Source organism: Lentzea sp. NBRC 102530 (genome assembly GCF_030269365.1).
Lineage (GTDB): Bacteria > Actinomycetota > Actinomycetes > Mycobacteriales > Pseudonocardiaceae > Lentzea.
Genome location: NZ_BSTF01000012.1, coordinates 185,058 through 207,760, shown reverse-complemented (window position 1 = coordinate 207,760; position 22,703 = coordinate 185,058). Strand labels below are relative to the sequence as shown.

At 70.6% G+C, this 22,703-nt stretch carries 18 protein-coding genes and 2 tRNA genes; 9 read left to right on the top strand and 11 right to left on the bottom strand.

Features of this window, described 5'->3' with window-relative positions:
* Positions 1-55: 55 nt before the first annotated feature.
* Positions 56-655: a pentapeptide repeat-containing protein gene (locus tag QSK25_RS30150; RefSeq protein WP_502881906.1), complete on the top strand. Its 600-nt coding sequence runs from the start codon at positions 56-58 to the stop codon at positions 653-655.
* Here QSK25_RS30150 and QSK25_RS30145 read toward each other — a convergent pair.
* On the bottom strand, positions 641-3,448 hold the full coding sequence (locus QSK25_RS30145) for a TNT domain-containing protein (RefSeq protein ID WP_285643230.1): 2,808 nt from the start codon (positions 3,446-3,448) through the stop codon (positions 641-643). The two genes, QSK25_RS30150 and QSK25_RS30145, sit on opposite strands and share 15 nt — an antisense overlap.
* 138 nt (positions 3,449-3,586) lie before the next feature.
* Between QSK25_RS30145 and QSK25_RS30140 the strand changes: the two genes are divergently transcribed.
* The 3 genes from QSK25_RS30140 to QSK25_RS30130 are packed head-to-tail and all read left to right on the top strand — an operon-like array spanning position 3,587 to position 5,659.
* Complete coding sequence (locus tag QSK25_RS30140; protein ID WP_285643228.1) at positions 3,587-4,507, top strand: DMT family transporter; 921 nt, start codon at positions 3,587-3,589, stop codon at positions 4,505-4,507.
* Entirely contained in the window at positions 4,504-5,352 is an 849-nt protein-coding gene (locus QSK25_RS30135) for a bifunctional methylenetetrahydrofolate dehydrogenase/methenyltetrahydrofolate cyclohydrolase (RefSeq protein ID WP_285643226.1), read from the top strand. The genes QSK25_RS30140 and QSK25_RS30135 overlap by 4 nt, the downstream gene beginning before the upstream one ends.
* Positions 5,353-5,365: 13 nt before the next feature.
* Positions 5,366-5,659, top strand: a complete 294-nt coding sequence (locus tag QSK25_RS30130) for a DUF3017 domain-containing protein (protein ID WP_285643364.1) — start codon at positions 5,366-5,368, stop codon at positions 5,657-5,659.
* On the opposite strand, the gene QSK25_RS30125 is transcribed toward QSK25_RS30130, so the two are convergent.
* The gene (locus QSK25_RS30125; protein WP_285643224.1) at positions 5,649-6,221 is read right to left on the bottom strand and encodes a TetR/AcrR family transcriptional regulator; all 573 of its coding nucleotides are present in this window, start codon (positions 6,219-6,221) and stop codon (positions 5,649-5,651) included. The two genes, QSK25_RS30130 and QSK25_RS30125, sit on opposite strands and share 11 nt — an antisense overlap.
* Positions 6,222-6,295: 74 nt before the next feature.
* On the opposite strand from QSK25_RS30125, the gene QSK25_RS30120 reads away from it, so the two are divergent.
* From QSK25_RS30120 to QSK25_RS30110, 3 genes are all read left to right on the top strand, one after another.
* The gene (locus QSK25_RS30120) at positions 6,296-6,859 is read left to right on the top strand and encodes a dihydrofolate reductase family protein (RefSeq protein WP_285643222.1); all 564 of its coding nucleotides are present in this window, start codon (positions 6,296-6,298) and stop codon (positions 6,857-6,859) included.
* Between the two features lie 236 nt (positions 6,860-7,095).
* Positions 7,096-7,167: transfer RNA gene (locus QSK25_RS30115), tRNA-Arg, on the top strand.
* 101 nt (positions 7,168-7,268) lie between these two features.
* A tRNA-Asn gene (locus QSK25_RS30110) sits at positions 7,269-7,340 on the top strand.
* 58 nt (positions 7,341-7,398) lie between these two features.
* On the opposite strand, the gene QSK25_RS30105 is transcribed toward QSK25_RS30110, so the two are convergent.
* From QSK25_RS30105 to imuA', 4 genes are all read right to left on the bottom strand, one after another.
* The gene (locus QSK25_RS30105) at positions 7,399-9,546 is read right to left on the bottom strand and encodes a hypothetical protein (protein ID WP_285643219.1); all 2,148 of its coding nucleotides are present in this window, start codon (positions 9,544-9,546) and stop codon (positions 7,399-7,401) included.
* A gap of 81 nt (positions 9,547-9,627) precedes the next feature.
* Entirely contained in the window at positions 9,628-12,915 is a 3,288-nt protein-coding gene (locus tag QSK25_RS30100; protein WP_285643217.1) for an error-prone DNA polymerase, read from the bottom strand.
* A 60-nt stretch (positions 12,916-12,975) separates the two neighbouring features.
* Complete coding sequence (locus QSK25_RS30095; RefSeq protein ID WP_285643215.1) at positions 12,976-14,478, bottom strand: DNA polymerase Y family protein; 1,503 nt, start codon at positions 14,476-14,478, stop codon at positions 12,976-12,978.
* Positions 14,475-15,404 carry a DnaE2-dependent mutagenesis accessory factor ImuA' gene (gene imuA' / locus QSK25_RS30090; RefSeq protein ID WP_285643213.1) on the bottom strand — a complete coding sequence of 310 codons (930 nt, stop codon included), beginning with the start codon at positions 15,402-15,404 and terminating at the stop codon, positions 14,475-14,477. The genes QSK25_RS30095 and imuA' overlap by 4 nt, the downstream gene beginning before the upstream one ends.
* 228 nt (positions 15,405-15,632) lie before the next feature.
* On the opposite strand from imuA', the gene QSK25_RS30085 reads away from it, so the two are divergent.
* Both QSK25_RS30085 and QSK25_RS30080 read left to right on the top strand, forming a co-directional pair.
* Positions 15,633-16,247 (top strand): hypothetical protein, encoded by a 615-nt coding sequence (locus tag QSK25_RS30085; protein ID WP_285643211.1) that lies wholly within the window; start codon positions 15,633-15,635, stop codon positions 16,245-16,247.
* Complete coding sequence (locus QSK25_RS30080) at positions 16,244-16,924, top strand: hypothetical protein (protein WP_285643209.1); 681 nt, start codon at positions 16,244-16,246, stop codon at positions 16,922-16,924. The genes QSK25_RS30085 and QSK25_RS30080 overlap by 4 nt, the downstream gene beginning before the upstream one ends.
* Before the next feature lie 47 nt (positions 16,925-16,971).
* Here QSK25_RS30080 and purH read toward each other — a convergent pair whose 3' ends face one another.
* The 5 genes from purH to sucD form a co-directional block, all read right to left on the bottom strand.
* Positions 16,972-18,543, bottom strand: a complete 1,572-nt coding sequence (purH, locus tag QSK25_RS30075; protein ID WP_285643207.1) for a bifunctional phosphoribosylaminoimidazolecarboxamide formyltransferase/IMP cyclohydrolase — start codon at positions 18,541-18,543, stop codon at positions 16,972-16,974.
* On the bottom strand, positions 18,540-19,157 hold the full coding sequence (gene purN / locus QSK25_RS30070; protein WP_285643362.1) for a phosphoribosylglycinamide formyltransferase: 618 nt from the start codon (positions 19,155-19,157) through the stop codon (positions 18,540-18,542). Before purN ends, purH begins: the two co-directional genes overlap by 4 nt.
* A gap of 55 nt (positions 19,158-19,212) precedes the next feature.
* Positions 19,213-20,763 (bottom strand): cell division protein PerM, encoded by a 1,551-nt coding sequence (locus tag QSK25_RS30065; protein ID WP_285643205.1) that lies wholly within the window; start codon positions 20,761-20,763, stop codon positions 19,213-19,215.
* A gap of 115 nt (positions 20,764-20,878) precedes the next feature.
* Positions 20,879-21,607: a DUF5336 domain-containing protein gene (locus QSK25_RS30060; protein ID WP_285643203.1), complete on the bottom strand. Its 729-nt coding sequence runs from the start codon at positions 21,605-21,607 to the stop codon at positions 20,879-20,881.
* A 207-nt stretch (positions 21,608-21,814) separates the two neighbouring features.
* Positions 21,815-22,702 carry a succinate--CoA ligase subunit alpha gene (sucD, locus tag QSK25_RS30055; RefSeq protein ID WP_285643201.1) on the bottom strand — a complete coding sequence of 296 codons (888 nt, stop codon included), beginning with the start codon at positions 22,700-22,702 and terminating at the stop codon, positions 21,815-21,817.
* Position 22,703: the final 1 nt, after the last annotated feature.

Below are 22,703 nucleotides of genomic sequence, written 5' to 3'. Positions count from 1 at the left end.
AGGTCGCCCGGCGTCCCGCACGTTACCAACACGCGGGTTCTGCGAGAGTGTGAGAGTGGACAACCTGGTCGAAGAGGTCGGGGAGGACTACTCCGACGCCAACCTGCCTGATCAGCAGTGGGAGAAGCGGTCCTTCACCGACTGCGACTTCACCGAAGCCGATCTCCGCTCACTGGTCACGAGCGGGTGCACGTTCACCCGCTGCGACTTCACCCGGACGGATCTCGGCGAGTCGAAGCACCACGCGACGGCGTTCCGGCAGTGCACCTTCGACCGCACCGTGCTGACGCGGTCGTCGTTCCACTCCTGCAGCCTCATGGGATCGAACTTCGTGGACTGCGTGCTGCGGCCCGTCACGTTCGTCGAGGTGGACTTCACGCTGGCGTCGTTCGTGAAGGCGCCGCTGCACGACCTGAAGCTCGGCGGTCAGCGGTTCCGGGAGACGAACCTCAGCGAGGCCGACCTGCGCAACACCGACCTGAGCGCCGCGGACCTGATGGGCGCCCGGTTGCTGGACGCCAAGCTGGACGGCGCGGACCTGCGCGGAGCGAAGATCGACGCGAACGGGCTCCGGCAAGCGAAGCTCGCCGGAGCCCTGATCGACATCGACACCGCCATCGCGTTCGCGGCGGCCTATGGACTAGTTGTCAGCTGAGATCTCCACCAGCACGCCGTCGGCGACCATCTCCTCGATCGCCTTCGGCAGCAGGTAGGCCGTGCCGCCACCGGGCTGCTCGAACCACGGCACGGCCACGCCCGTCAGCACCTCGAGCGGCCGCCGCAACCGGTACACGCGGTACGGCCGGTTGATCCACGACGGCACGAGGCTGCGTTCCGGGAACGGCGTGCCCGCCACGTAGACGAGGTTGCCGGACTGGTCGCCGTAGCGGTCGATCTCGGTGCCCGCCGGCAGTTCGAACATCTGCTTGTGGCGGAACAACGTCAGCGGCGGCTCACCGGCGAGCGGCGAGATCGGGAACTTCCGCTTCGACGGTTCCTCCTGCGCCACCGCGGCGGCGACCGGCGACGGGGCCGGGGCCTGCTGCGGTGCGGGCGGCGGCACCGGCTGCACCTGGGTCGGTGCCGCCTGCGGGGGCATCGGCGGGGCCTGCTGGACCTGCGTCGGTGCCTGGGCCTGCGGCATCGGCGGGCGCTGCGGCGGAACCGGGCGGCGCGGCTCCTCCCGGAAGCCGTTGGCCATCGGCCGCGGCGGCTGGGGTGCCCGCGGGACGGTGCGGAAGTTGCCCAGCACCAGCTTGCCGACCAGGTACGCCGAGGCGTCCTCGACCTTGTCGAACCGCACCGGGTTCTTCGGGCCGTGGTCGAACCAGCACACCTCCCAGCTGTCGCCGTCGAGGTGCAGGGTCCAGGTGCGGTCGGCGGGCTCGCCGATGCGGAACACGCCGTGCGGCACGTTCAGGTCGTCGAGCGCACGGCGGGTGCCCGCGAGTTCGCGGTCCTCCTCCGGCGTGACCTGGCGGGGCGGCCTGACCGGTTCCGGCTCGGGTTCGGGCTCCGGTTCGGGCTCGGGTTCCGGTTCGGGCTCGTGCGCGGCGACCAGGGCCGAGTCGAAGACCGTGGTCTCCTCGGACTTGGTCGGGGCCGGAACGGGCGGCAGCGGCTCGGGTTCGGGCTCCGGCTCGAAGTGCGAGTCGAGCTGCGCGTCGAAGCGCTGCTCGAACGGCTCGGGTTCCTGCTCGAACTTGGCCGCCTCGAAGGAGGTCGTGGACTCGATCTCCTCCTCGGCGAGGTCCGGTTCGTCCGCCGTCACCTCGACGGCGGGCACGACCGGGTGCTCCTCGGTGACCTCGGCCGGGCTCTCGGCCGGCTCGTCGAGGACCGGGCTCCACGCCATCGTGTCCTGCATGGCGTCGCGCGGGCGTTCCTCGGTCTCCGCGTCCAGGTGGTCGGTGAGCTCGGCCTCGCGGTGGTGCGTGAGGAGCTCGGGCTCGTCCGGGCCTGCTGTCGGGATCTCGGGTTCGGGGTCCACGTGGGGAAGTTCGTCGGCGGGGGCCGGTTCGGTTTCCTCCGGCTCCGGCTCGGCCTCGAACTTCGGCGCCTCGAAGGTGCGGTCCTCGAACTTCGCGGGCTCGGGCTTGCGCTCCTCGAACTTCGGGGCCGCGGCCTGCTTGACCTCGAACGTCCGGTCCTCGAGCGCGCGGTCCTCGAACTCGCGGGCCTCCGGCTCGGGCGCCTTCTCCTGCACGGGCTCGGCGACCGCGACCGGTTCCGGCTCGTCCGCGTGCGGCGCGAAGAGGTCCATGCCCGCGCCGTACGTGTCGCGCAACGTCCGGTCGTCGACCGTGTCCGGAACGCCGTCGGAGTCGAAGACCACCCGGTACGGCGGACCGTCGCCGGCCATCGGCGGGGAGACCGGCGCGGGCGGCACGACCGGCTTGACCGGTTCCTCGGCGGCCAGCGGCTCCGGGTAGAGGGGCTCGAAGTCGTACTCCTCCTCCGGCTCCTCCTGCTGAACCTTCGGCGGCTGCTGAGCCTTCGGCGGCTGCTCGGCCTCGAACTTCGGGGCGACGACGAACTGCGTCGCGTCCGCGGCGGCGGGCTCGGGTTCCGGCTGGGACTTCGGCTGCGGCTGCGGCTTCGGTTCCGGCTCGGCGGGCACCGGCACGACGGTGCCGGGAGGTGCGGCGGGAGCACCCAGGTTCGCCGCGGCGGCGAGCCTCGACTCCTCGCTCACCTCGGGCAGGGTGAAGCCCGCTGCCCGCGCGCGTTCGACCAGCTCGGGTTCGGGCGGCACGCCGTACTTGCGCAGGTAGTACGAGACCCCGGCGGGCCAGATCCACGCACCGTCCGTCTGGAACCCGGACGGCACGACCGGCGGCGCGTCGGGGTGCAGCACGTCGTTGTCGAAGCCACGACCGGCCACGGCGACCGGCGCGTTCGACAGGTACGCGAGCAGCGGCGCGACCTCGGGCTCCGGCACCGGCGGGCGGTTGACCGACGGACGACCGTTCGGTCCGGCGCCGTCGAACACGCGGACGGTGCGGAACACCGGCGTCGGCGGGTTCAACCGACGGCGCAACCAGTCCGGGACGTTCTCCTCGGCGCGCGGGAAGAACCGCATCTCGTCGACGTAGGCCTGCTGCGGCGGAGGCGTCTGCCAGCTCGGCTCAGCGCGGTCGAAGTCGAGGTTGTAGCTCGACGGGTGGTCGAGCTGGTACCTGGCGTTGGTCCAGCTGCCGCGACCCTCGCGGTGCATGCCGGCCCGCAGGCGCGCGAACAGCGAGGCGGCCTCCTGGGGCGCCTGCCACGAGCGCTTCGAGCCGTCCTGCAGCTTGAGCTCGGCCTCCAGTTCGAAGTACCGGCCGGTGGCGCGGTACTGCGCGATGACGCTTCGCCAGTCCTCTGGTGCGGCCCGCATCAGAGTCAGGCCGATCTGCTTCACCAGAGCGTCCTGCTCGGTAGGGTTCAACGGCTTCGGCTCGGACACGCCAACATCTTCCCCCGCAACTCGCCGGATCGCACACGTCCCCCGCCACTGCGCCGAACGGTGGAGGCCCGACCATAACGCGGCGGACGTGCATGCTTAAAGCCGATCAAGAACACGTTCGTCCGTTCTGGAGGGCTAGTGACGCGGTCCGCGCAGGTGACCGGTGGTCTGCTGGCCGCGGCCGGTGGAGTGGCCATCGCGGTCCAGGCCCGCGTCAACGGAACGCTCGCCACCGAACTCGGCAACGGACTGCTGGCGGCGTTGATCTCCTTCGGCGGCGGGTGGTTCGTGCTGCTCGCGGTGGTCCTGTCGCGACAGTCCGGGCGGAACGGCCTTCTGCGACTGCGCGACGCGCTGGCCCACCGGCGCATCCGGTGGTGGGAGTGCGTCGGCGGCATCAGCGGTGCCGTGCTGGTGGGGTCGCAGGGGCTCGCCGTCGCGACCATCGGTGTGGCGGTGTTCACGGTCGCGGTGGTGATCGGGCAGGTCGTGAGCAGCATGGTCATCGACAACCTCGGGGTCGGCCCCGGCGAACCGAAGGCGATTACGAAGACTCGTGTCGTCGGAGCGGCCGTCGGTGTTATCGCCGTCACGATCGCGGTGTCCGACCGGTTCACCTCGCCGGGTGGGCTGTGGCTCGCCGTGCTGCCGCTGGTCGCCGGCCTGCTGATGGGCTGGCAGCAGGCGGTGAACGGGCTGGTGCGCGAGGCCGCGGACAACTCGATGGCGACGATCCTGGTCAACTTCAGCGTGGGCACGGCGGCGTTGCTGCTGGTCAACGCCGTGACCTGGAGCGGCGTGCCCGGAGCGTTCCCGGACGGCTGGTGGCTCTACCTGGGCGGACTGCTCGGCATCGTCGGCGTGGGTGGCGCGATCGCGTCGGTGCGGTTCATCGGCGTGCTGATGGTCGGGTTGTGCGGGGTGAGCGGGCAGCTCGTCGGGGCCGTGCTGCTGGACGCGGTGAGCGGGCACCTGGCGCCGCCGACGGCGATCGGCGTGGTGCTGACGCTGGTGTCGGTGGGCGTGGCCGCGCTGCCCAGTGGGAGGATGAGGACGTGACTGCGACGCTGCTCAACGGCAACGAAACCCGGAACGCGCTGTTCGAGGACCTGAAGGCGCGGGTCGCCGCGCTGCCCGGCTCCGTCGGTCTCGCCACCGTGCTGGTCGGCGACGACCCCGGTTCGCACTCCTACGTCAAGGGCAAGCACCGCGCGTGCGAGAAGGTCGGGATCGCCTCGATCCGGCGCGACCTGCCCGAGGAGACCACGCAGGAGGAGCTCGAGGCCGTCATCGACGAGCTGAACGCGAACCCCGAGGTCACCGCGTACATCGTCCAGCTGCCGCTGCCGAAGCACCTCAACGCCAACGCGATCCTGGAGCGGATCGACCCGGCCAAGGACGGCGACGGCCTGCACCCGGTCAACCTCGGCAAGCTCGTGCTCGGCGAGGACGCCGCGCTGCCCGCGACCCCGCGCGGCATCGTGGAACTGCTGCGCCGCTACGACGTGCCGATCGCGGGCGCGAACGTCACGGTCGTCGGCCGCGGCGTCACCGTGGGCCGCCCGATCGGCCTGCTGCTGACCCGCCGTTCCGAGAACGCCACCGTGACGCTGTGCCACACCGGCACCAAGGACCTGGCGGCGGAGGTGCGCCGCGCGGACATCGTCATCGCGGGTGCCGGCAGCCCCGGCCTGATCACCGCGGACATGGTCAAGCCCGGCGCGGCCGTGGTCGACGTCGGCATCACCCGCACCGAGGCCGGACTCGTCGGCGACGTGGCACCCGAGGTGCGCGAGGTGGCCGGCTGGCTCGCCCCGATCCCCGGTGGCGCCGGCCCGATGACCGTCGCGATGCTGCTCACCAACACCGTCGAAGCCGCCGAGCGCGCTCATGCAGCGGTCTGACGCGCAGGCGCTCATGGGCGAGACCAGCTGGCGTTCCGGTCCTGGCAAGCACCTGCCGTTCGCGCTGGTGCTCGGGGTCGGCGCGCTCGGGCTGGTCCGGATCTTCCAGTACCACTGGCGGCAGGGCGCCGTGCTGCTCGGCGTCTCGTTGCTGGTCGCGGCCGTGCTGCGGATCCTCGTGACCGACGAGCAGGCCGGTCTGATCAAGATCCGCGGCCGCGGCATGGACGCGTTCCTGTACTCGACGCTGGGCATCGTGGTGATCGCCGTCGCGTTGACGATCACCGGCGGTCCGCTCAGCCGATAGCGCGGTCGACCAGGACCTCGACGAACTCGTCGAGGTCCACGGCCGCCGCGGCCGCGCCGGGCAGCGTCAGCCGTTCGTAGATCAACCCCGTCATCGCGAAGTACATGAGCATGACGGTCATCCGGTCGCCCGGCAGCTTCGACTGCTCGTTGAACTCGACGTTGAACTCGATGCCCTCGGCGATCGTCTTCGTGAGCGCGGCCTGCAGGTCCGGCCGGCGCGTGGCCTCCAGCCGCAGCTCCATCATCGCGAGGTAGCAGGCCTTGTCGGCGTCCGCCCGCTTGACGATGTCGTGCATGAACTTCACGCTCAGCGCCTGGTCGCGCGGCGCCCTGAGCGACTCCTCGACCGACTCGTCGGACGGCATCAGCCTGACGTGCACCTGCGTCATCACCGCCGACATCAGCTCGTCGCGGTTCGCGAAGTAGTTCGACGCCGTGCCCGGCGGGGTGCCGGCCTTCGCGTCGATCGCGCGGTAGGTCAGCCCTCGCGCGCCCTCCTCCGCCAGCACGTCGATCGCCGCGTTCAGCAGCGCCGTCCGCCTCGCCTCGTTCTTGACCACGACACCTCCTTGACAACCACTACATCCATAGTACTACGGTTGTAGTGGTTGTTTCGAACTCAGGGGGTTTCTCCATGCGAAAGCTCGTGTACTACGTCGCCGTCACGCTCGACGGTTTCATCGCGGCCGAGGACGGCACCTACGACGGCTTCATCTTCGAAGGCGACCACATGGCCGGCATCAACGCGCACTACCCGGAGACGCTGCCGACCCAGCTCCGCGAACCGTTCGGCCTCGCGGACGCGCCGAACCAGCACTTCGACACGGTGCTGATGGGCCGCCACACCTACCAGGTCCCCGGCGGCCTGGCCTCGCCGTACGCGCACCTGCGCCAGTTCGTCGTGACCTCCGCGGACCTCGACACCCCGGCGGACGTCGAGGTGGTCAAGTCGGACGTGACGGGTCGCGTACAGGCCCTGAAGGCCGAGGACGGCCTCGACGTCTGGCTGTGCGGCGGCGGCAAGCTGGCCGCGTCCCTGCTGCCGGAGATCGACCGGCTGCTGCTCAAGATCCACCCCGTGGTGTTCGGCCGCGGCATCCCGTTGTTCGACGGAAAGGCCGACATCCGCGAGTTCGCGAGGACCGGTGCGACGTTGTTCGAGAGCGGAGTTTCGTTCATGACTTACGACCGCGTTTGAGAAAATGATTGACGGGCGCCTCGTGCGCCCGCAATACTTGTGCCACACACCGAACGGGAAGGGGATAGCCATGACGGGCTTGCAGCACCGACGCCTTTCGGGCGACTGCCCCGCGCGACCGTTCGTGCGACCGTTTGCGCAGGTGAGCTCCTTGTAGTGGCGTGCAGTTCGGCCACCACCAGGAGCCGCCCGTCGGGAAACCGACAGGCGGCTCTTTTGTTGTGCATTTAATTCTCACCCTTGTAGCTCAATGGAGAGAGTGCGGCACTACGAACGCCGAGATTCAGGTTCGACTCCTGGCAGGGGTACTCGCGGATGCGAGGGAGACGGCAACCCGCCTCATTTGGGATGAGGAAACACCGCGTTCGACTCGCGGGCATCCGACTGGTTTCACCGTTAGAGCACCGTGTCCTCTGAAGTGCTGGTGGCAGCACGCCCGACTGTTACGCGGGAGGACCAGGTTCGAATCCTGGCAGGGGAACGACGAAGGGGGCGTGTCCCGCGGAACTAACCGCGGGACACGCCCCCTTCACCGTTCGCTAGCCGGAGTAGTAGTCGAACGAGTAGTAGGTGTAGGCGGACAGCGAGCCGTCAGCCTTGCGCGCGGCCACCTTGACCTGGTGGGTCCCGTAGGAGGCCGGCGCGTACGTCGTGGTCCCGACGCCTCCGGTCGCCGCGACGGTCGTGTCTCCCACCACCGCGGTCCCCCAACGACTCACCGAGTACACGTACTCCGTGACGCCGGGCACCGCCGAGGTGAAGGTGAACGTGCCGGGCCGGTTCAGCGGGCCGGTGTTGGACTGACCCGACCTGTACTCGGCCGAGGAGACCACCGGGGCGTCGCTGATCGTGAACGAGTACTGGTTGTTCCCCGAGCCCACGCCGGCGGCGGTGCGGGTCGTGGCGACCAGGTAGATCTGCCCCGCCCTGGTCGGCGTCCACTCGATCGTCGCGGTGCCGTCGGCACCGACCGGGGTCACGTGCGTCACGCCGTCGAGCGTGTAGACGAACTCGGTGGCGCGCGGCTGGTTCGCCTTGAGCTTGAACGTGCCGCTGCGCCACGCGACGGCGGGCCACGTCGGGAAGTCCGCCGAGGTGACGTCCGGGTGGTTCGTGATGCCGAACATCGCACTGCCCTCGATCGACCAGATGCCCGCCGCGTTGCGCACGCGGCCGATCACCCACTGGCCACCGAGCGCGTCCGCCGCGGTGAACGTGGCGGTCGCCCTGCCGTCCGGGCCCGCCGCGACCTTGTACCTGGTGGCGCGGTCGTAGCTCAGCCAGTACTCGTACTCGACCGGGTTCTCCATGGACGTGCTGAACGTGACGGTGCCCTGCTCCTCCGGGTGCGCGCCGCCGGTCACCGTCATGTACGGCGCCGCTCCGTCGACCGAGATCGACGTGTAGGACTCCGTCGACGTGGTCCCCGCCGCGTCCGAGCTGACCGCGTGCAACGACTTGAGCTGGTGCACGGTCGTGGTCAGGGTGGCGGTCGCGGTGCCGCCGGCACCCGCCTGCACCACCACCGGCTCGGTCTTCGTGTCGTCCCAGCGGGTGAACCAGTAGCGGTGCTCGACCGCGCCGGGCAGGCGCGACTGGAACGTCAGCGTCGTGACCGAGCCGATCCGGAAGCGGTCGAAGGTCACCCGCGGCGCGCTGTCGACCTTGAACCTGTGCTCGCGCAGGACCGACCGCTCGCCCGTCGAACTGACGCTCTGCACCTTGAGGACGTTGAAGTCGCCCTTGGCAGGCGTGAAGTTGATGCGCGCCTTGCGTTCGGCGTTCGCGGCGACGGTCTGCTCCGGGTCGTCGTTGAAGCGGTAGGCGTAGCTCACGACGTCCGGCAGGTTCGAGCTGAGGTCGAAGTCGCCGGGAACGCCGATGCCGCCCTCCCAGTTCGTGCCGTCCGCGGGGTAGCGGGCGGAGAAGACCATCGGCCTGTTCTCGAGGACGTTGAACGAGTACGAAGGCGAGTACGACGGGTGGTTCCCGGCCCGGTCGATCGCGTCGACCTGCAGGGAGTGGTAGCCGTAGTTCTGCGGCGTGAAGCTGACCGTCACCGGGCCGCCCAGCTGCGCGGGAGTCACGTACGTGTAGTCGGACGCCCCGCTGAAGCGGTACCGGTACTGCGCGACGTCCGGCGACGTCGACGCGATCGTGAAGTCACCGGGCACGCCGACGCCACCGCCCGGGGTCCAGCCCGGCGGGTAGACGGCGGACGTCACGGTCGCGGCGACCGGACGCGTGCGGTCGACGGTCAGGTGACAGGGAGCCGTCTCGGCGGAGGACGAGGTGCCGTCGTGTGCCTTCGTGGTCCACGCGTACGTGCCGTCGACCTTGTACCAGTCCGGCACCTGCGCGTAGGCGATGCCGTCCAGCAGCACCGGCACGCGCACGGACTGACGTGCGGCGGGGTCGCCCACCGGCCAGGTCGAGTACTCGACCTCGACCCCCTCGGGGTCGGCCACCTTCGCGCTGAACACGACGGCGCGGGCGTCGTTGAGCCCGTCCGGGTTCACGTAGGTGCCGGGAGAAGCCGGGTCGCAGGGCAGGGCGGGCTTGTCCCTCCGTTCGATCTTCAGGTCGGTCGGCACCGCCGGTGCGGCGGCCAGGGCGGGCGTCGTCACGACTCCGGCTGCCAGGGTGGCAGCGGTCAGGGACAGCAGCGTTCTACGCCACCAGGTCATGAAATCCCCCAGATCAGATCAGGTGTCACCGCATGATGGCACGGCTCCGGGCGTGCCTGACCGGGTTTTCCCGCGGACCGGTCAGCGGAAGTCGCGCGACTTCGACGGGATGCGCAGGTCGAGGTGCTGCAACCGGTCCGCCAGCAGGCTGATCACGCCCTCCGCCGACTCCACCACTCCCCTCACCAGCATCGCGCCGCTGCCCCGCGCCACCCGCCGGTACCGCGCCCACAACCCCGGCGAGCACACGACGTTCACCATCCCGGTCTCGTCCTCGATGTTGAGGAACGTGACGCCGCCCGCCGTCGCCGGCCGTTGGCGGTGCGTCACGGCGCCGCCGATCAGCACCCGCGTGCCGGGTTCGACGTCCGCCAGCGCGGTCACCGGCAGCGCGCCCATTCCGTCCAAAGTGGACCGCACGAACTGGGTCGGGAAGCTGTCCGGGGACAGGCCGGTGGCCCAGACGTCCGCCACCGCCAGTTCGACGTCGTCCATGCCGGGCAACGCGGGCGCGTCGACGCCGACGACGGTGCCGGGCAGGCGGTCCGGGCGGATCGCGGCCACGGCACCGGCCGCCCAGAGCGCCTCGCGGCGTTCGAGGCCGAAGCAGGAGAACGCGCCGGCGGTGGCCAGCGCCTCGACCTGGGCCGCGGTGAGCTGCACGCGGGTGCCGAAGTCCTCCATGTCGCGGAACGGTTGTGCCGCAACGATCCGCTCGGCGTCGGCGTCCCCGATGCCGCGCACGGCCGTCAACCCGATGCGCACGGCGTTGGCGCCCTCGAACGGTTCCAGGCCCGCCCACGGCAGCGAGCGGTTCACGCACGGGCCGTGCACCGTCACACCGTGGCGGCGGGCGTCGACCACCAGCGACTGCGGCGAGTAGAAGCCCATCGGCTGCGCCCGCAGCAGGGCCGCGCAGAACGCCGCCGGGTAGTAGAGCTTGAACCACGCGCTCACGAACACCAGGTGCGCGAACGACAGGGCGTGCGACTCCGGGAAGCCGAAGTTGGCGAACGCCAGCAGCTTCGCGTAGATCCGCCCGGCCAGCTCCTCGCCGATGCCCTGCGCCGCGCAGCCCTCGTAGAAGCGGTCGCGCAGGCGTTCCATCCGGGCGGTCGAGCGCTTCGCGCCCATCGCGCGGCGCAGTTCGTCGGCCTCGGCGGCGGTGAAGCCCGCGACGTCGACCGCGATCTGCATGAGCTGTTCCTGGAACAACGGCACGCCGTAGGTCTTCTTGAGGGCGTTCTCCAGCAACGGGTGGTCGTAGTCCCACTCCTCGACCTTGTTGCGGCGCCTGATGTACGGGTGCACCGAGCCGCCCTGGATCGGGCCGGGCCGGATCAGCGCGACCTCGACGACCAGGTCGTAGAACTCGCGCGGCTTGAGGCGCGGCAGCGTCGCCATCTGCGCGCGGCTCTCCACCTGGAAGACTCCCACGGAGTCGGCTTTCTGCAGCATCTCGTAGACGGCGGGGTCGGCGAGGTCGATCTCGCCCATGTCGACGTGCACGCCTTCGTGGTCGCGGACGAGGTCGATGGCGTAGTGCAGCGCCGAGAGCATGCCGAGGCCGAGCAGGTCGAACTTCACCAGGCCGATGGACGCGCAGTCGTCCTTGTCCCACTGCAGCACCGTGCGCTTGTCCATGCGCGCCTTCTCGACCGGGCACACCTCGCTGACGGCGCGGTCGCAGATCACCATGCCGCCGGAGTGGATGCCGAGGTGGCGCGGGAAGTTCTCCAGCTGCGCGGACAGCTCCAGCACGTCCCGCGGGATGTCGCAGTCGTCGGTGGTGGTGCCGAGCGGCCCCCACCGGTCTATCTGCTTGCTCCACGCGTCCTGCTGGCCCGGCGAGTGGCCGAGCGCGCGGGCCATGTCGCGCACCGCCGACCGCGCGCGGTAGGTGATGACGTTCGCGACCTGCGCCGTGTGCCTGCGGCCGTACTTGGCGTAGACGTGCTGGATGACCTCCTCGCGCCGGTCCGACTCGATGTCGACGTCGATGTCGGGAGGGCCGTCGCGGGCGGGCGCGAGGAACCGTTCGAAGAGCAGGTCGAACCGGACCGCGTCGACGTTGGTGATGCCGAGCGCGAAGCACACCGCGGAGTTCGCCGCGCTGCCCCTGCCCTGGCAGAGGATGTCGTTGCGCCGGCAGAAGTCCACGATGTCGTGCACGACGAGGAAGTAGCCGGGGAAGCCGAGCTGTTCGATGATCCGCAGCTCGTGCTCGATCTGCCGGAACGCCTTCTCGTCGCGGTCGGGATACCTGCGGTGCGCGCCCCGGTAGGTGAGTTCGCGCAGCCAGCTGATCTCCGTGTGGCCTTCTGGCACGTCGAACGGTGGCAGTTTCGGCGCGACCAGCCGCAGGTCGAACGCCAGCTGCATGCCGAGCAACGCGGCGTTGTGCACGGCACCCGGGAAACGGCGGAACCGGTGGAACATCTCCTCACCGCTGCGCAGGAACGCCGCGGGGGACGGCGGCAACCAGCCCGCCATGTCGTCGAGGCTGCTCCGCGCGCGCACGGCGGCCATCGCGGCGGCGAGCCTGCCACGACTCGGGGTGGCGTAGTGGACCGCGTTCGTCGCCACGACCGGGAGTTGCAGGTGCTGGGCCATGGCGTTGAGGAGGTCGTTGCGCCTGCTGTCCTCCGGCAGGCCGTGGTCGGTCAGCTCGACGTGCACGCGGCCCCGGCCGAACATGTCGGTGAGCCGCACGATCTCCTCGAACGCCGCTTCCGGCCCCTCTCTCGCGAGCGCTCTTCTGACGGTTCCCTTGCGGCAGCCCGTGAGCACCACGACGTCGCCCTTGGTGTCGGCGATGATCTGGTCGACGTCGTAGACCGGCTTGCCCTTCTCGGCGTTGTCGTCGAGGTGGCCGGTGGTGAGCGTGCGGCACAGCGCGTGGTAGCCCTCCTGCTTGCGCGCCAACAGGAGCAGGTGGTCACCCTCGGGGTCCGGTGCGCCGTTGGCGGGCTTGGACAGGCCGATGCTCAGTTCGGCACCGAACACCGTGTGCATGCCGAGTTCCTTGGCGGCCTCGGCGAAGCGGACCACGCCGTACATGCCGTCGTGGTCCGTGATCGCGATGGCGTCGAGCTTGAGCCGTTGCGCCTCCTCCACCAGCTCCTCCGGGTGGCTCGCGCCGTCGAGCCAGCTGAAGTTGCTGTGGCAGTGCAACTCCGCGTACGGCACGCGCTTGCGGGACGCCGCCATCTCGTCGGCGTGCAGCGCGAACCCCGGCGGTGCGGTGTAGCGGTCGCGGTGTCTTCCCCACCCCGGACCGTCACCTCCGTCGGGTTTCTGCTCGTAGGGTTTGCCCGAGAGCGCGCGTTCCAGCTCCCGCCAGCGGACCGGTGGGTTATTCCAGCCCATCGGCTTCCTTGCGCGGCAACGGGATCAGGGCCTCCAGCAGATCCCAGTACTCGTCCTTCATCAGTCGTACACCCCTTCCAGAAACCACCTCTGGTCCCTGCGGATCAGCAGGAACGCCTGGTCGTCCGTCTGCACCTGCACGCGCGCGGCCCGGTGCGGGTCCGGCGCCCACCACCGTTCGTCGACCGGCCACGGCCCCGCCCACGCGGTGATCTCCCGCGTTCTCCCTTTGACGGTCAGCGTTTTCGGTCTTGCGGTGAGTTCGAGCCGCCCGGTCACGCCGACCTCCTGGCCGGTGCCGTCCCTCAGCTGCGCGGGGTCGTCCGCGAGCGTCGCCGGGGCCCTGGTGAGCCGGCCGGGCCACGGGTGGTCCGGGTTTCTCGCGGGCGTCTTCTCGTCACCCCACGGCACCAGCCTGACCTGCTCCTCCGGCCCCCTGCCGCCGTCGATCACCGGGGTCAGCACGGCATCCGGGCCGAGCAGGCCCTGGACGTGCAGGAGCGCGCGCACCGCCCGTTCGTCGTCGTGGCCCCACAACCCGAGCTGCAACGCCGTGCCGTCGACGACCTCGACCGGTTCGAGGGTGAGCGTGCGGATGCCGGACGTGAGGCGTTCGCGGGTGAGCCAGCCGTCGAGCTGCCACCGCACCCGGTCGGCGATTCCCCTGGGCGTCAACGGTTCCGCGGCCCGCCACACCCGGTGCAGCTCCTCGTCGTTCTCGGTGCGCGCGAGGATGCCGAGCTTGGTGCACGCGAGGCTGCGGGCGGCGAGGTTCTCGTGCAGCCGCGCGGCCAGGTGCCGTGCCGCGAACGCCGCCGCGTCGATCCGCGCGATGGGTTCGTCGAAGGTCTCCTGCGCGGCGAGTTCCGGCGCGGGCCTGCGCTTGTCGAGCGGCCGCTCCGGCAACCCGCGCGCCAGCCGGTGTTGCCGGACCGCGGGCCCGCCGAACCGCGACGCCACCGCGCTCTCCGGCACCGCGGCGAACGCGCCGAGCGTCTTCAGCCCGAGCCTTCTGAGCAGGTCGACCAGCTCGGGCGCGTCGAGTTCGTGCACCCCCAACGGTTTCAGGAACTCCGCGGTGCCCTCCGGTGGCACGATCACGTTGCGGTGGGCGGCCTTCGTGGCCGCGAAGAGGCTCTCCGCCACCCCGATCTGCGCCTCGGTGCCGGTCCTGGCGGCGACGTGGTCGACGATGCGTTCGGCCGCCAGCTCCGCCGTCCCGAAGTACCCGACCGGCCCCTGCGCCGGCACCGCCACCAGCCCTGGCCGCACGACCTCGATGCCGGGCGCGAGTTCCTCCACCGCCTCCGCCACCGGCTCGAAGAACCGGGCGTCGCGCTGCGAGTCGTGCTCGAACGTCACCAGCTCAGGGCACATCGCCTCGGCCGCGCGCTTGCGCATCGCCTTGCGAATGCCTTCCTTGCGCGCCACGGCCGAGGCGGAGACGATCTCGTTGCCGTCGAGCACGGCCACCGGGACGTCGAGGGCGGTGGCCGTGGCGGTGCAGGCGGCGATGACGGGCCAGTCGGGGCACCAGACGGCGAGCAGACGGGAGTCCTTCACGCGGACGGGCTCTCGGGTGCGGACTGCTGGGCGAGCTGGACGAGGCGCTCGATGGCGGCGGCCCGGCGCGCGGTGAGTTCGTCGCTCACCGGGCCGGACGCGGTGGCCGGCGACGCGAACCGGCCCTCGGCGGCGCGACTTCCGGCCACACCGAGGTTCCCGGCCGTGCCGCGCTTCCCCGCCACGCCGCGACTTCCCGCGGTATCCGCCCGCCTAGCGGCCGGTTCGTCGGCCCGGTCCGGACCGGCATCAGCCGGCTCGTCGGAGCGGGCCGGTCCACCGGCCGCCAGCGGGAGCTCGATCTCTTCGTCGCCGAACGTCAGCAGCACGTGCCTGCCCCGGCCCGCTGCTCCCCGGCCGGCACTGCGCACGCTGATCTGTTGGTGGCGCAGGGTTTCGGCGCCGTCGTCGAGGGTGTTCCAGGTGACGGACTCCGCCGTCAGCTCCACGTCCGCCGCGGGCCAGGTGCCCCAGGCGATGAGCACGGCTCTGCGCTGGCGGGCTCGTGCGGTCAGGCGGCGGGCCAGGGAAGGAGGGAGCGGACAGGCGACGGCGACCACGTCCATGCCGTCGAGGAGGGCGGCGATGACCGGGCCAGGGTCCGTGCCCGGGCTGGGGATCAGGGCCAGGCGCTGTACCGCCACGCCCAGTTCGGCCGCGGCCAGGACGCCCAGCTGCGGCAGGCCGACCACGGCGGCCCAGCAGCCGTCCGCCGTCGCACCCGCCAGCAGGGCGAGCAGCAACGATGTCGATCCGCCCACCGACACCGTGCTGCCACGCCGCAAGCCGCCCCACGGCAGCAGGCCCGCCAGTTCCCCGCGAACCGGCAGGACCCGCCCCGTGGCGTGGTCGGTGGTGGTGCTGGTCAGCTCGCTGGCCGGGTTCACCCCGAGCGCGGCCAACGACGCCGTTGCCGACCTGGACACTCCACCCACCTCCCGTCTCGGACCGTGCGCACCCCTGTGCACGGCCGCCGCGGGAAGTTCGGCGACTTGCTTATTCGAACTCTTGTTCGAACGAACGAGATGATCGTAGCGCGTGAACGCACCCTTGTGTCAATGCCAAGACGTCACCCTTTTGGTGGACACGGCCACACGGGTCCGAAGGGTCCTCTACGGTTGCCCGATCACCGTGTGGACAAGGGGGAACCCCAGGTGAGCACACCAGAACCTGCGATCAGAACGGGCAGAACGCTGCTGTTCCTGATCCTCGGTGGCGCAGTCGTCCTGACCGCCGCCGTGCTGATCGCGGCCCAGTACCGAACGGCCCATCGCGACGGCGGTGTGGCGCAGCGCAACGACACCCTGCCCGACCTCTGCGAGATCGTCTCGCCGGAGACGCTCGTCAAGGCCCGCACCACCAACGGCGACGCCAGGTACTCCACGGCGGCAGGGGGCGGGACCTCGTGCGTGTGGGACCAGACCGCCGGGCGGGACGGGCCCGGCATGCGCACGCTGGTCGTCAACATCGACGAGCCGTACACCCCCGAGCTCGCCTTCGAGAGCCGCGTGGAGCAGCAGACCCAGGGCCAGGCGTCTCAGGTCAGCGACCTCGCCGGCGTGGGCGACGAGGCGAAGTCCGTGCTGACCGTCAAGTTCTCTGACCCGCGCGCGGTGTCCGGGCACGTCGTCCGCAAGGGCGAGCGCGTGATCGTGGTCCGGTACGTGGGCGCCGACCCCGGCCTGTTCACCGCCGAGACCACACCGGACGTGACGCAGCTCCAGGCGATGAGCCGCGCCGTCCTCGACGAGATCCTGGGGAAGTTGTGAACCAACCGCCTCCGCACGGCTGGCACCAGCACCAGGGCCACCCGCCACCGAACTGGGGTCCACCGCCCAGGAAGAGCAAGACCCCGCTGGCCATCGCCATCACCGTCGGACTGCTGGTGCTCGGCGTCGCCGTCACCGGGCTCGTGGTCCACCTCGACGTCAACAAGGACGGCGGCGACGACAAGCGCGCCGACAGGCTGCCCGCGTTGTGCGGCAACGTCTCCGAGCAGGCACTGGCCGAGGCCCGCACCACGAACCCGAACGGCCTGATGTCCCGCGAGACCAAGCTGTCCAAGGGCGTCCGCACGACCTGCTCGTGGAACCAGACCCGCGGCACCGACGGCAGCGGCCACCGCAGCACCGACGTCTCCGTCACCAACGAGCGGGAAGAGGCCGAGTCCGCCTTCAGCCGCGCCATCTCGATGTACATGGGCACCACCCAGGGCAGGCCCCTGCAGAAGCCGTTGAAAGACCTCGGCGACGAGGCGGTGGTGATCCTGGTGGAGACGAAGTCGGCCTTCACCGAGTTGACGGCGCTCGTGCGCAAGGGCGAGCTGATCGTCAGGGTCGAACACTCCGGCTGGGACGCGGGACTGTTCGCCAACACGAAGCCGGACCTGGCGGAGTTCGAGGCAGCGGCGACCCAGATCGCCCGGGAGATGGTCCAGAAGCTGTGAAAAGGGGCCGCTCCCCCGACGGAAGCGGCCCCTTCGAGCAACGAGGCTCAGTGGGCGAAGTGACGCGTGCCCGTCAGGTACAGCGTGACGCCCGCCTTCTCGGCCGCGGCGATGACCTCGGGGTCGCGCACCGAACCACCGGGCTGCACGATCGCGCGCACACCGGCCTCCAGCAGCACCTCCATGCCGTCCGGGAACGGGAAGAACGCGTCGGACGCGCCGACCGCGCCCCGGGCCCGCTCACCGGCGCGCTTCACCGCGAGGTGCGACGAGTCGACCCGGTTGACCTGGCCCATGCCGACGCCGACGGTCGCGCCGTCGTTGGCCAGCAGGATCGCGTTCGACTTCACGGCGCGGATGGCGCGCCACGCGAACTCCAGGTCCGCCAGCGTCTTCTCGTCCGCGGGCTCGCCGCAGGCGAGCGTCCAGTTGGCCGGCGAGTCGCCGGACGCGTCGATGGCGTCGCGCTGCTGCAGCAGCAGACCGCCGGACACCGGACGCATCTCGGCACCACCGCGGGCGGGCGGCTCGGCCACGAGGATGCGCACGTTCTTCTTGCGCTGCAACACCTCCACCGCACCGTCCTCATAGGACGGAGCGATGACGACCTCGGTGAAGATCTCCGAGACGAACTCGGCCATCTCCACGGTGACCTCGCGGTTCGAGGCGATGATGCCGCCGAACGCGCTGACCGGGTCGCACTCGTGCGCCTTGCGGTGCGCGTCCGCGATGCTCAGCTCGGACACCGCGATGCCGCACGGGTTGGCGTGCTTGATGATCGCGACGCACGGCAGTTCGTGGTCCCAGGCGGCCCGCCACGCGGCGTCGCCGTCGAGGAAGTTGTTGTACGACATCTCCTTGCCGTGCAACTGCTGCGCCGACGCGAGGCCCACCCCGCCGTCGCCCTGGACGTACAGAGCGGCGTTCTGGTGCGGGTTCTCGCCGTAGCGCAGCACGTTCGACCGGTTCCAGGTCGCGCCGACCCAGCCCGGGAAGCCGCTGCCCTCGTCGTCCGGCGCGAGCACGTTGCCCATCCAGGACGCGACGGCGACGTCGTAGGAAGCCGTGTGGCGGAAGGCGTCCGCGGCGAGGTGCTGCCGGTCGGCCATCGTGAAGCCGCCCTCGCGGACGTTCTCCAGCACCCAGTCGTAACGGGCCGGGTCGACGACCACGGCGACGTTCGCGTGGTTCTTCGCCGACGCGCGGACCATCGCGGGGCCGCCGATGTCGATCTGCTCGACGCAGTCGTCCGGGGACGCGCCCGACGCGACGGTCTGCGTGAACGGGTACAGGTTCACGACCAGCAGGTCGAACGGCGCGATGTCCATCTCGCGCAGCTGCTCGACGTGCGAGTCCTTGCGCAGGTCGGCCAGCAGACCGGCGTGCACGCGCGGGTGCAGCGTCTTCACGCGGCCGTCGAGGCACTCGGGGAACCCGGTGACCTGCTCGACCGGCGTCACCGGGACGCCCGCGTCGGCCAGCACCTTGGCGGTGCCGCCGGTGGACACGATCTCGACTCCGGCCGCGTGCAGGCCGGTGGCCAGTTCCAGCAGGCCGGCCTTGTCGGAGACCCCGATCAGGGCCCGGCGTACCGGTCGCCTCTCGGCAGGAGTGCTCACGGAATGCTCACCTTTCGTCCGTTCACGGTGCAGCCCTCACGGGCCAGCCTGCCGACCGTCTCGACGAGCAGCCGGCGTTCGACGACCTTGATGCGTTCGTGCAGGGTTTCCTCGGTGTCGCCGGGTTCGACGGCCACGGCCTCCTGCGCGAGGATCGGGCCCGTGTCGACGCCCGCGTCGACCAGGTGCACCGTCGCTCCGGTGACGTGCACGCCGTAGGCCATCGCGTCCCGCACGGGGTGCGCGCCGGGAAAGGCCGGCAGCAGCGCGGGGTGGGTGTTGATCATCCGGCCGCCGAAGCGGGCGAGGAAGCGCTCGCCGATGATCTTCATGAACCCGGCCGACACGACGAGGTCCGGTTCGTGCGACGCGACGGCCTCGGTGAGGGCGGCGTCCCAGGCGTCGCGGTCGGCGTGGTCGCGCAGCTTCACCGCGAAGTGGGGCACGCCCGCGCGTTCGGCGCGCTTGAGGCCCTCGATGTTCTCGCGGTCGGCGCCGACGGCGACCACCTCGGCGGGCAGGTCGGCGTCCAGCAACGCCTGCATGAGGGTTCCGGAACCGGAGACGAGGACGACGACGCGCGCCGGTGTCGGAAGCCGAAGTTCGGTGCTCAGCGTCTACTCCTGGGCGTTGCGTGGTGTTGTAGCAGCTCAGGGGCAGTTTAGGCCGTCACCGTTCGGGCTTGGCGTCCAGGTCCTCCTCGGGCTCCATGCCCAGCATCTCGTCGAACTCCGCGTCGAGGTCTTCCTCCTCCGCCTCAGCGGGTTCGTCGTCCTCGCCGAGCGGTTCTTCCTCATCCTCGGGCTCTTCTTCTTCGAACTCCTCGTCGAGTTCGTCCTCGGGCTCTTCCTCGTACTCGTCTTCGTCGTAGTAGTCGTCGTCTTCGAGGTCTTCCTCGACCTCGAACTCGTCCTCGTCCACGACCTCGAGCTGTTCGAACTGGTCGGTGAGCTCGTCGTCCTCGAACACGACGTCCTGGTCGACGGCCTCGGCGTCCTCGTCGAAGTCCGGCTCCACGAACTCGGCGGCACCGGCGGCGGCGACCGCCTTCGTGCGGTTGCCCGCGAGCCACGCCACCAGCGCACCCGGCACCAGCACCCACAGCAGCACGGCCATCGCGAGCAGCCCCGCCGGCACCGTCACCGGGTCGAACGCGCCGCCAGCGAGCTTCCCGCCGGCCGTCGCGGCGAGCACCAGGCTGCCGACCCCCGCCGTGATCGCGGCCACCAGCACGGCGCGCACCCGCGAGGTCGACCGGTCCGACACGTTGCGGCAGGTCCAGCCGACGATCAGGCCGATCAGCAGGCCGCCGACGAGCACGCCGGGGCTCCACACGACCTCGCCCTCCGGCATGGCCGCGAGCAACGGCACCGGCGGCACGTCACCGCCGACGAACTTCAGCGGCGACACCTCGACACCGCCCATCGAGAAGCCCGCGCCCACGACGTAGGAGAAGCCCGCGATGATCGCGTTCGGCAGGTAGGCCAGGCACAGCAGGAACACGCCGAGCCCGACGCCGAACGACGGCCCGGCGCCCGCGAACAGCCCGCTGGTCGTCGGCCAGGACACCGCGAGCCCGGCGGCCACCGCCAACGCACCCACGCTGACCAGCGCGAACAACGCCATGAAGCCCGCCCGCAGCCCGTGCAGCGCCACCGGGTCGAGCTTGTCGAACACCACCTCGTACAGGCCGCAGCGGCGCGCGACGCCGAGGGTGGCCGCGATCCCGGACACCGCCGCGCAGCCGAAGAACGCGACGGCCGGCGTGGCGCGCACGACCCCGTCGCCCATGATCAACGCGATCGCGCCACCGGTGACGGCGTGCGCCCCGGCGATGCTGAGCACGACGCCGCGCGCCTGCAGCGGTTCGTAGAGCCCGAGGCGGTCGGCGGTGCCCGCGGCGGTGCGGCCGACCAGCAACATCAGCAACGCGGTCGCGAGCAGCGGCAGCACCCCGAGCTGGCCCGACTCGAAGCGCAACGGCACGTGGTGCGCGGCGAGCCAGGCGGGCGCGGCGGCGCTGAGCACGCCGGACGTGGAGAACTGGGCGTAGGTGGCCGTCGCGGACACCAGCGCGAGAACGGCGGCGACCGCGGCGTACCCGACCACCACCGATCCGACCGCGGCGGCGACGAGGACGCGCATGCGTTCGGATCGAGAGAACTCCGGTGGGCGCACGGTGTTGACCTCGCGGGTCACCTCGCGTTGCAGCACGGGCACTTCTCCACTGTGTCAGGCCGCCTGAGCCATTCGGGTCAGGCACGCCGCGTCATGCGAACAGGGGTGGCGCCGGAGAACCGGCACCACCCCTGAAAGGTCGAACGGTGTGCGGACCTTACTGCTGCGGTCCGCCGAAGCCACCGGGCGGCGTGCCCGGCGAGCCGAACTGGCCCGGCTGCGGCATGAAGCTCGTCTGCTGCGGCGGCTGACCCGGCTGTGCGGGCTGCTGCGGCTGCTGGCCGAACTGCTGCTGGCCGAACGACGGCTGCTGGCCCTGCTGCTGGGGCGCCTGCTGCTGCGGGGCGGCCTGCTGCTGGCCGAACTGCTGCTGGCCCTGCTGCGGGAACGCGCCGGACTGCGGGTTCCAGCCACCGGGCTGCCCCTGCTGACCCGCGTACGGGTTCGCGGGCTTCGGCTCGAACTTCACGATGCCCTCGGCCATCAGGAACGCGAGCACGATCGCGGCCGTCTCCACCAGCGCCACGATCAGCAGCACGATGTCGAGGCCCTGGATCGACGGCGACTTGATGATGAGCTGCAGCTGCAGCAGGGTCTGCACGCCCGCGAGCACCGCGGCGACCGGCACGAAGCCCTTCGGGGTGCTCGGCAGCACGGACAGGCCGGCGAGCGCGCCCGCCGCGAGCAGGTAGACCACGTTGCCGCTGCTGACGTCGTCGGCGAACGCGACGAGGTACGCGACGAGACCGAGCCCCGCCGCCACCAGCGGGAGGATCTGGGCCAGGTTGATGTTGTTGGCGCCTGGAGCCCCGTGGCCCGCCGGCGGTGCCTGGTGCTGTGCCGGACCCGGCGGCTGCTGCTGGGGTGCGCCGTAAGGCACGGACATGTCGAGGTCTCCTCCTCAAACCAGGGTGCGTCGAGTGACGCTAGCAGTGCGACCCGCTACTAGGACGATGGACCGATCATGCCGGTTCCGCCATACGAGCGAAGGCCGGACTCCGAAGTTACTCGGAATCCGGCCTTCGCGTGGCCGTGCGTGTCTGAGATCAGGAACTCAGCAACCTCGACGAGGCTGCGTCGTCCCGGAGAGACCTCAGAGGCTCTGCATGATCTCCCGCATCAGGGCGGCGGTCTCGGACGGCGTCTTGCCGACCTTGACGCCGGCGGCCTCGAGGGCCTCCTTCTTCGCCTGCGCGGTGCCCGCCGAGCCGGAGACGATGGCGCCGGCGTGGCCCATGGTCTTGCCCTCGGGAGCGGTGAAGCCCGCGACGTAGCCGACGACCGGCTTGGTCACGTTGTCCTTGATGTACGCGGCCGCGCGCTCCTCGGCGTCGCCACCGATCTCACCGATCATCACGATCGCGACGGTCTCGTCGTCGGCCTGGAAGGCCTCGAGGGCGTCGATGTGCGTGGTGCCGATGATCGGGTCGCCACCGATGCCGATCGCGGTGGAGAAACCGAAGTCCTTGAGCTCGTGCATCATCTGGTAGGTCAGGGTGCCGGACTTCGACACCAGACCGATCTTGCCGCTGCCCGCGATGTTCGCGGGGATGATGCCGGCGTTGGACTTCCCGGGGCTGATGATGCCGGGGCAGTTCGGGCCGATGATGCGGGTCTTGTTGCCCGTCGCGACGGCGTGCGCCCAGAAGTACGCGGTGTCGTGCACCGGGATGCCCTCGGTGATGACGACCGCGAGCTCGATCTCGGCGTCGATGGCCTCGACCACGGCGGCCTTCGAGAAGGCCGGCGGGACGAAGATCACGGTCACGTTCGCGCCGGTGGCCTCCATGGCCTCCTTGACGGTGCCGAAGACCGGGAGCACGGTGCCGTCGAAGTCGACCTTCTCGCCCGCCTTGCGCGGGTTCACGCCACCGACGATGTTCGTGCCGGACGCGAGCATGCGCTTGGTGTGCTTGGTGCCTTCGGCACCGGTCATGCCCTGGACGATGACCTTGCTGTTCTCGTTGAGGAAGATAGCCATC

Bases quoted from the DNA above. Each gene is read 5' to 3' on its own strand.
- QSK25_RS30130 (WP_285643364.1), top strand. From the start codon at position 5,366: ATGGGCGAGACCAGCTGGCGTTCCGGTCCTGGCAAGCACCTGCCGTTC.
- QSK25_RS30120 (WP_285643222.1), top strand. From the start codon at position 6,296: ATGCGAAAGCTCGTGTACTACGTCGCCGTCACGCTCGACGGTTTCATC.
- QSK25_RS30105 (WP_285643219.1), bottom strand. From the start codon at position 9,546: ATGACCTGGTGGCGTAGAACGCTGCTGTCCCTGACCGCTGCCACCCTG.
- QSK25_RS30100 (WP_285643217.1), bottom strand. From the start codon at position 12,915: ATGGGCTGGAATAACCCACCGGTCCGCTGGCGGGAGCTGGAACGCGCG.
- QSK25_RS30060 (WP_285643203.1), bottom strand. From the start codon at position 21,607: ATGTCCGTGCCTTACGGCGCACCCCAGCAGCAGCCGCCGGGTCCGGCA.
- sucD (WP_285643201.1), bottom strand. From the start codon at position 22,702: ATGGCTATCTTCCTCAACGAGAACAGCAAGGTCATCGTCCAGGGCATG.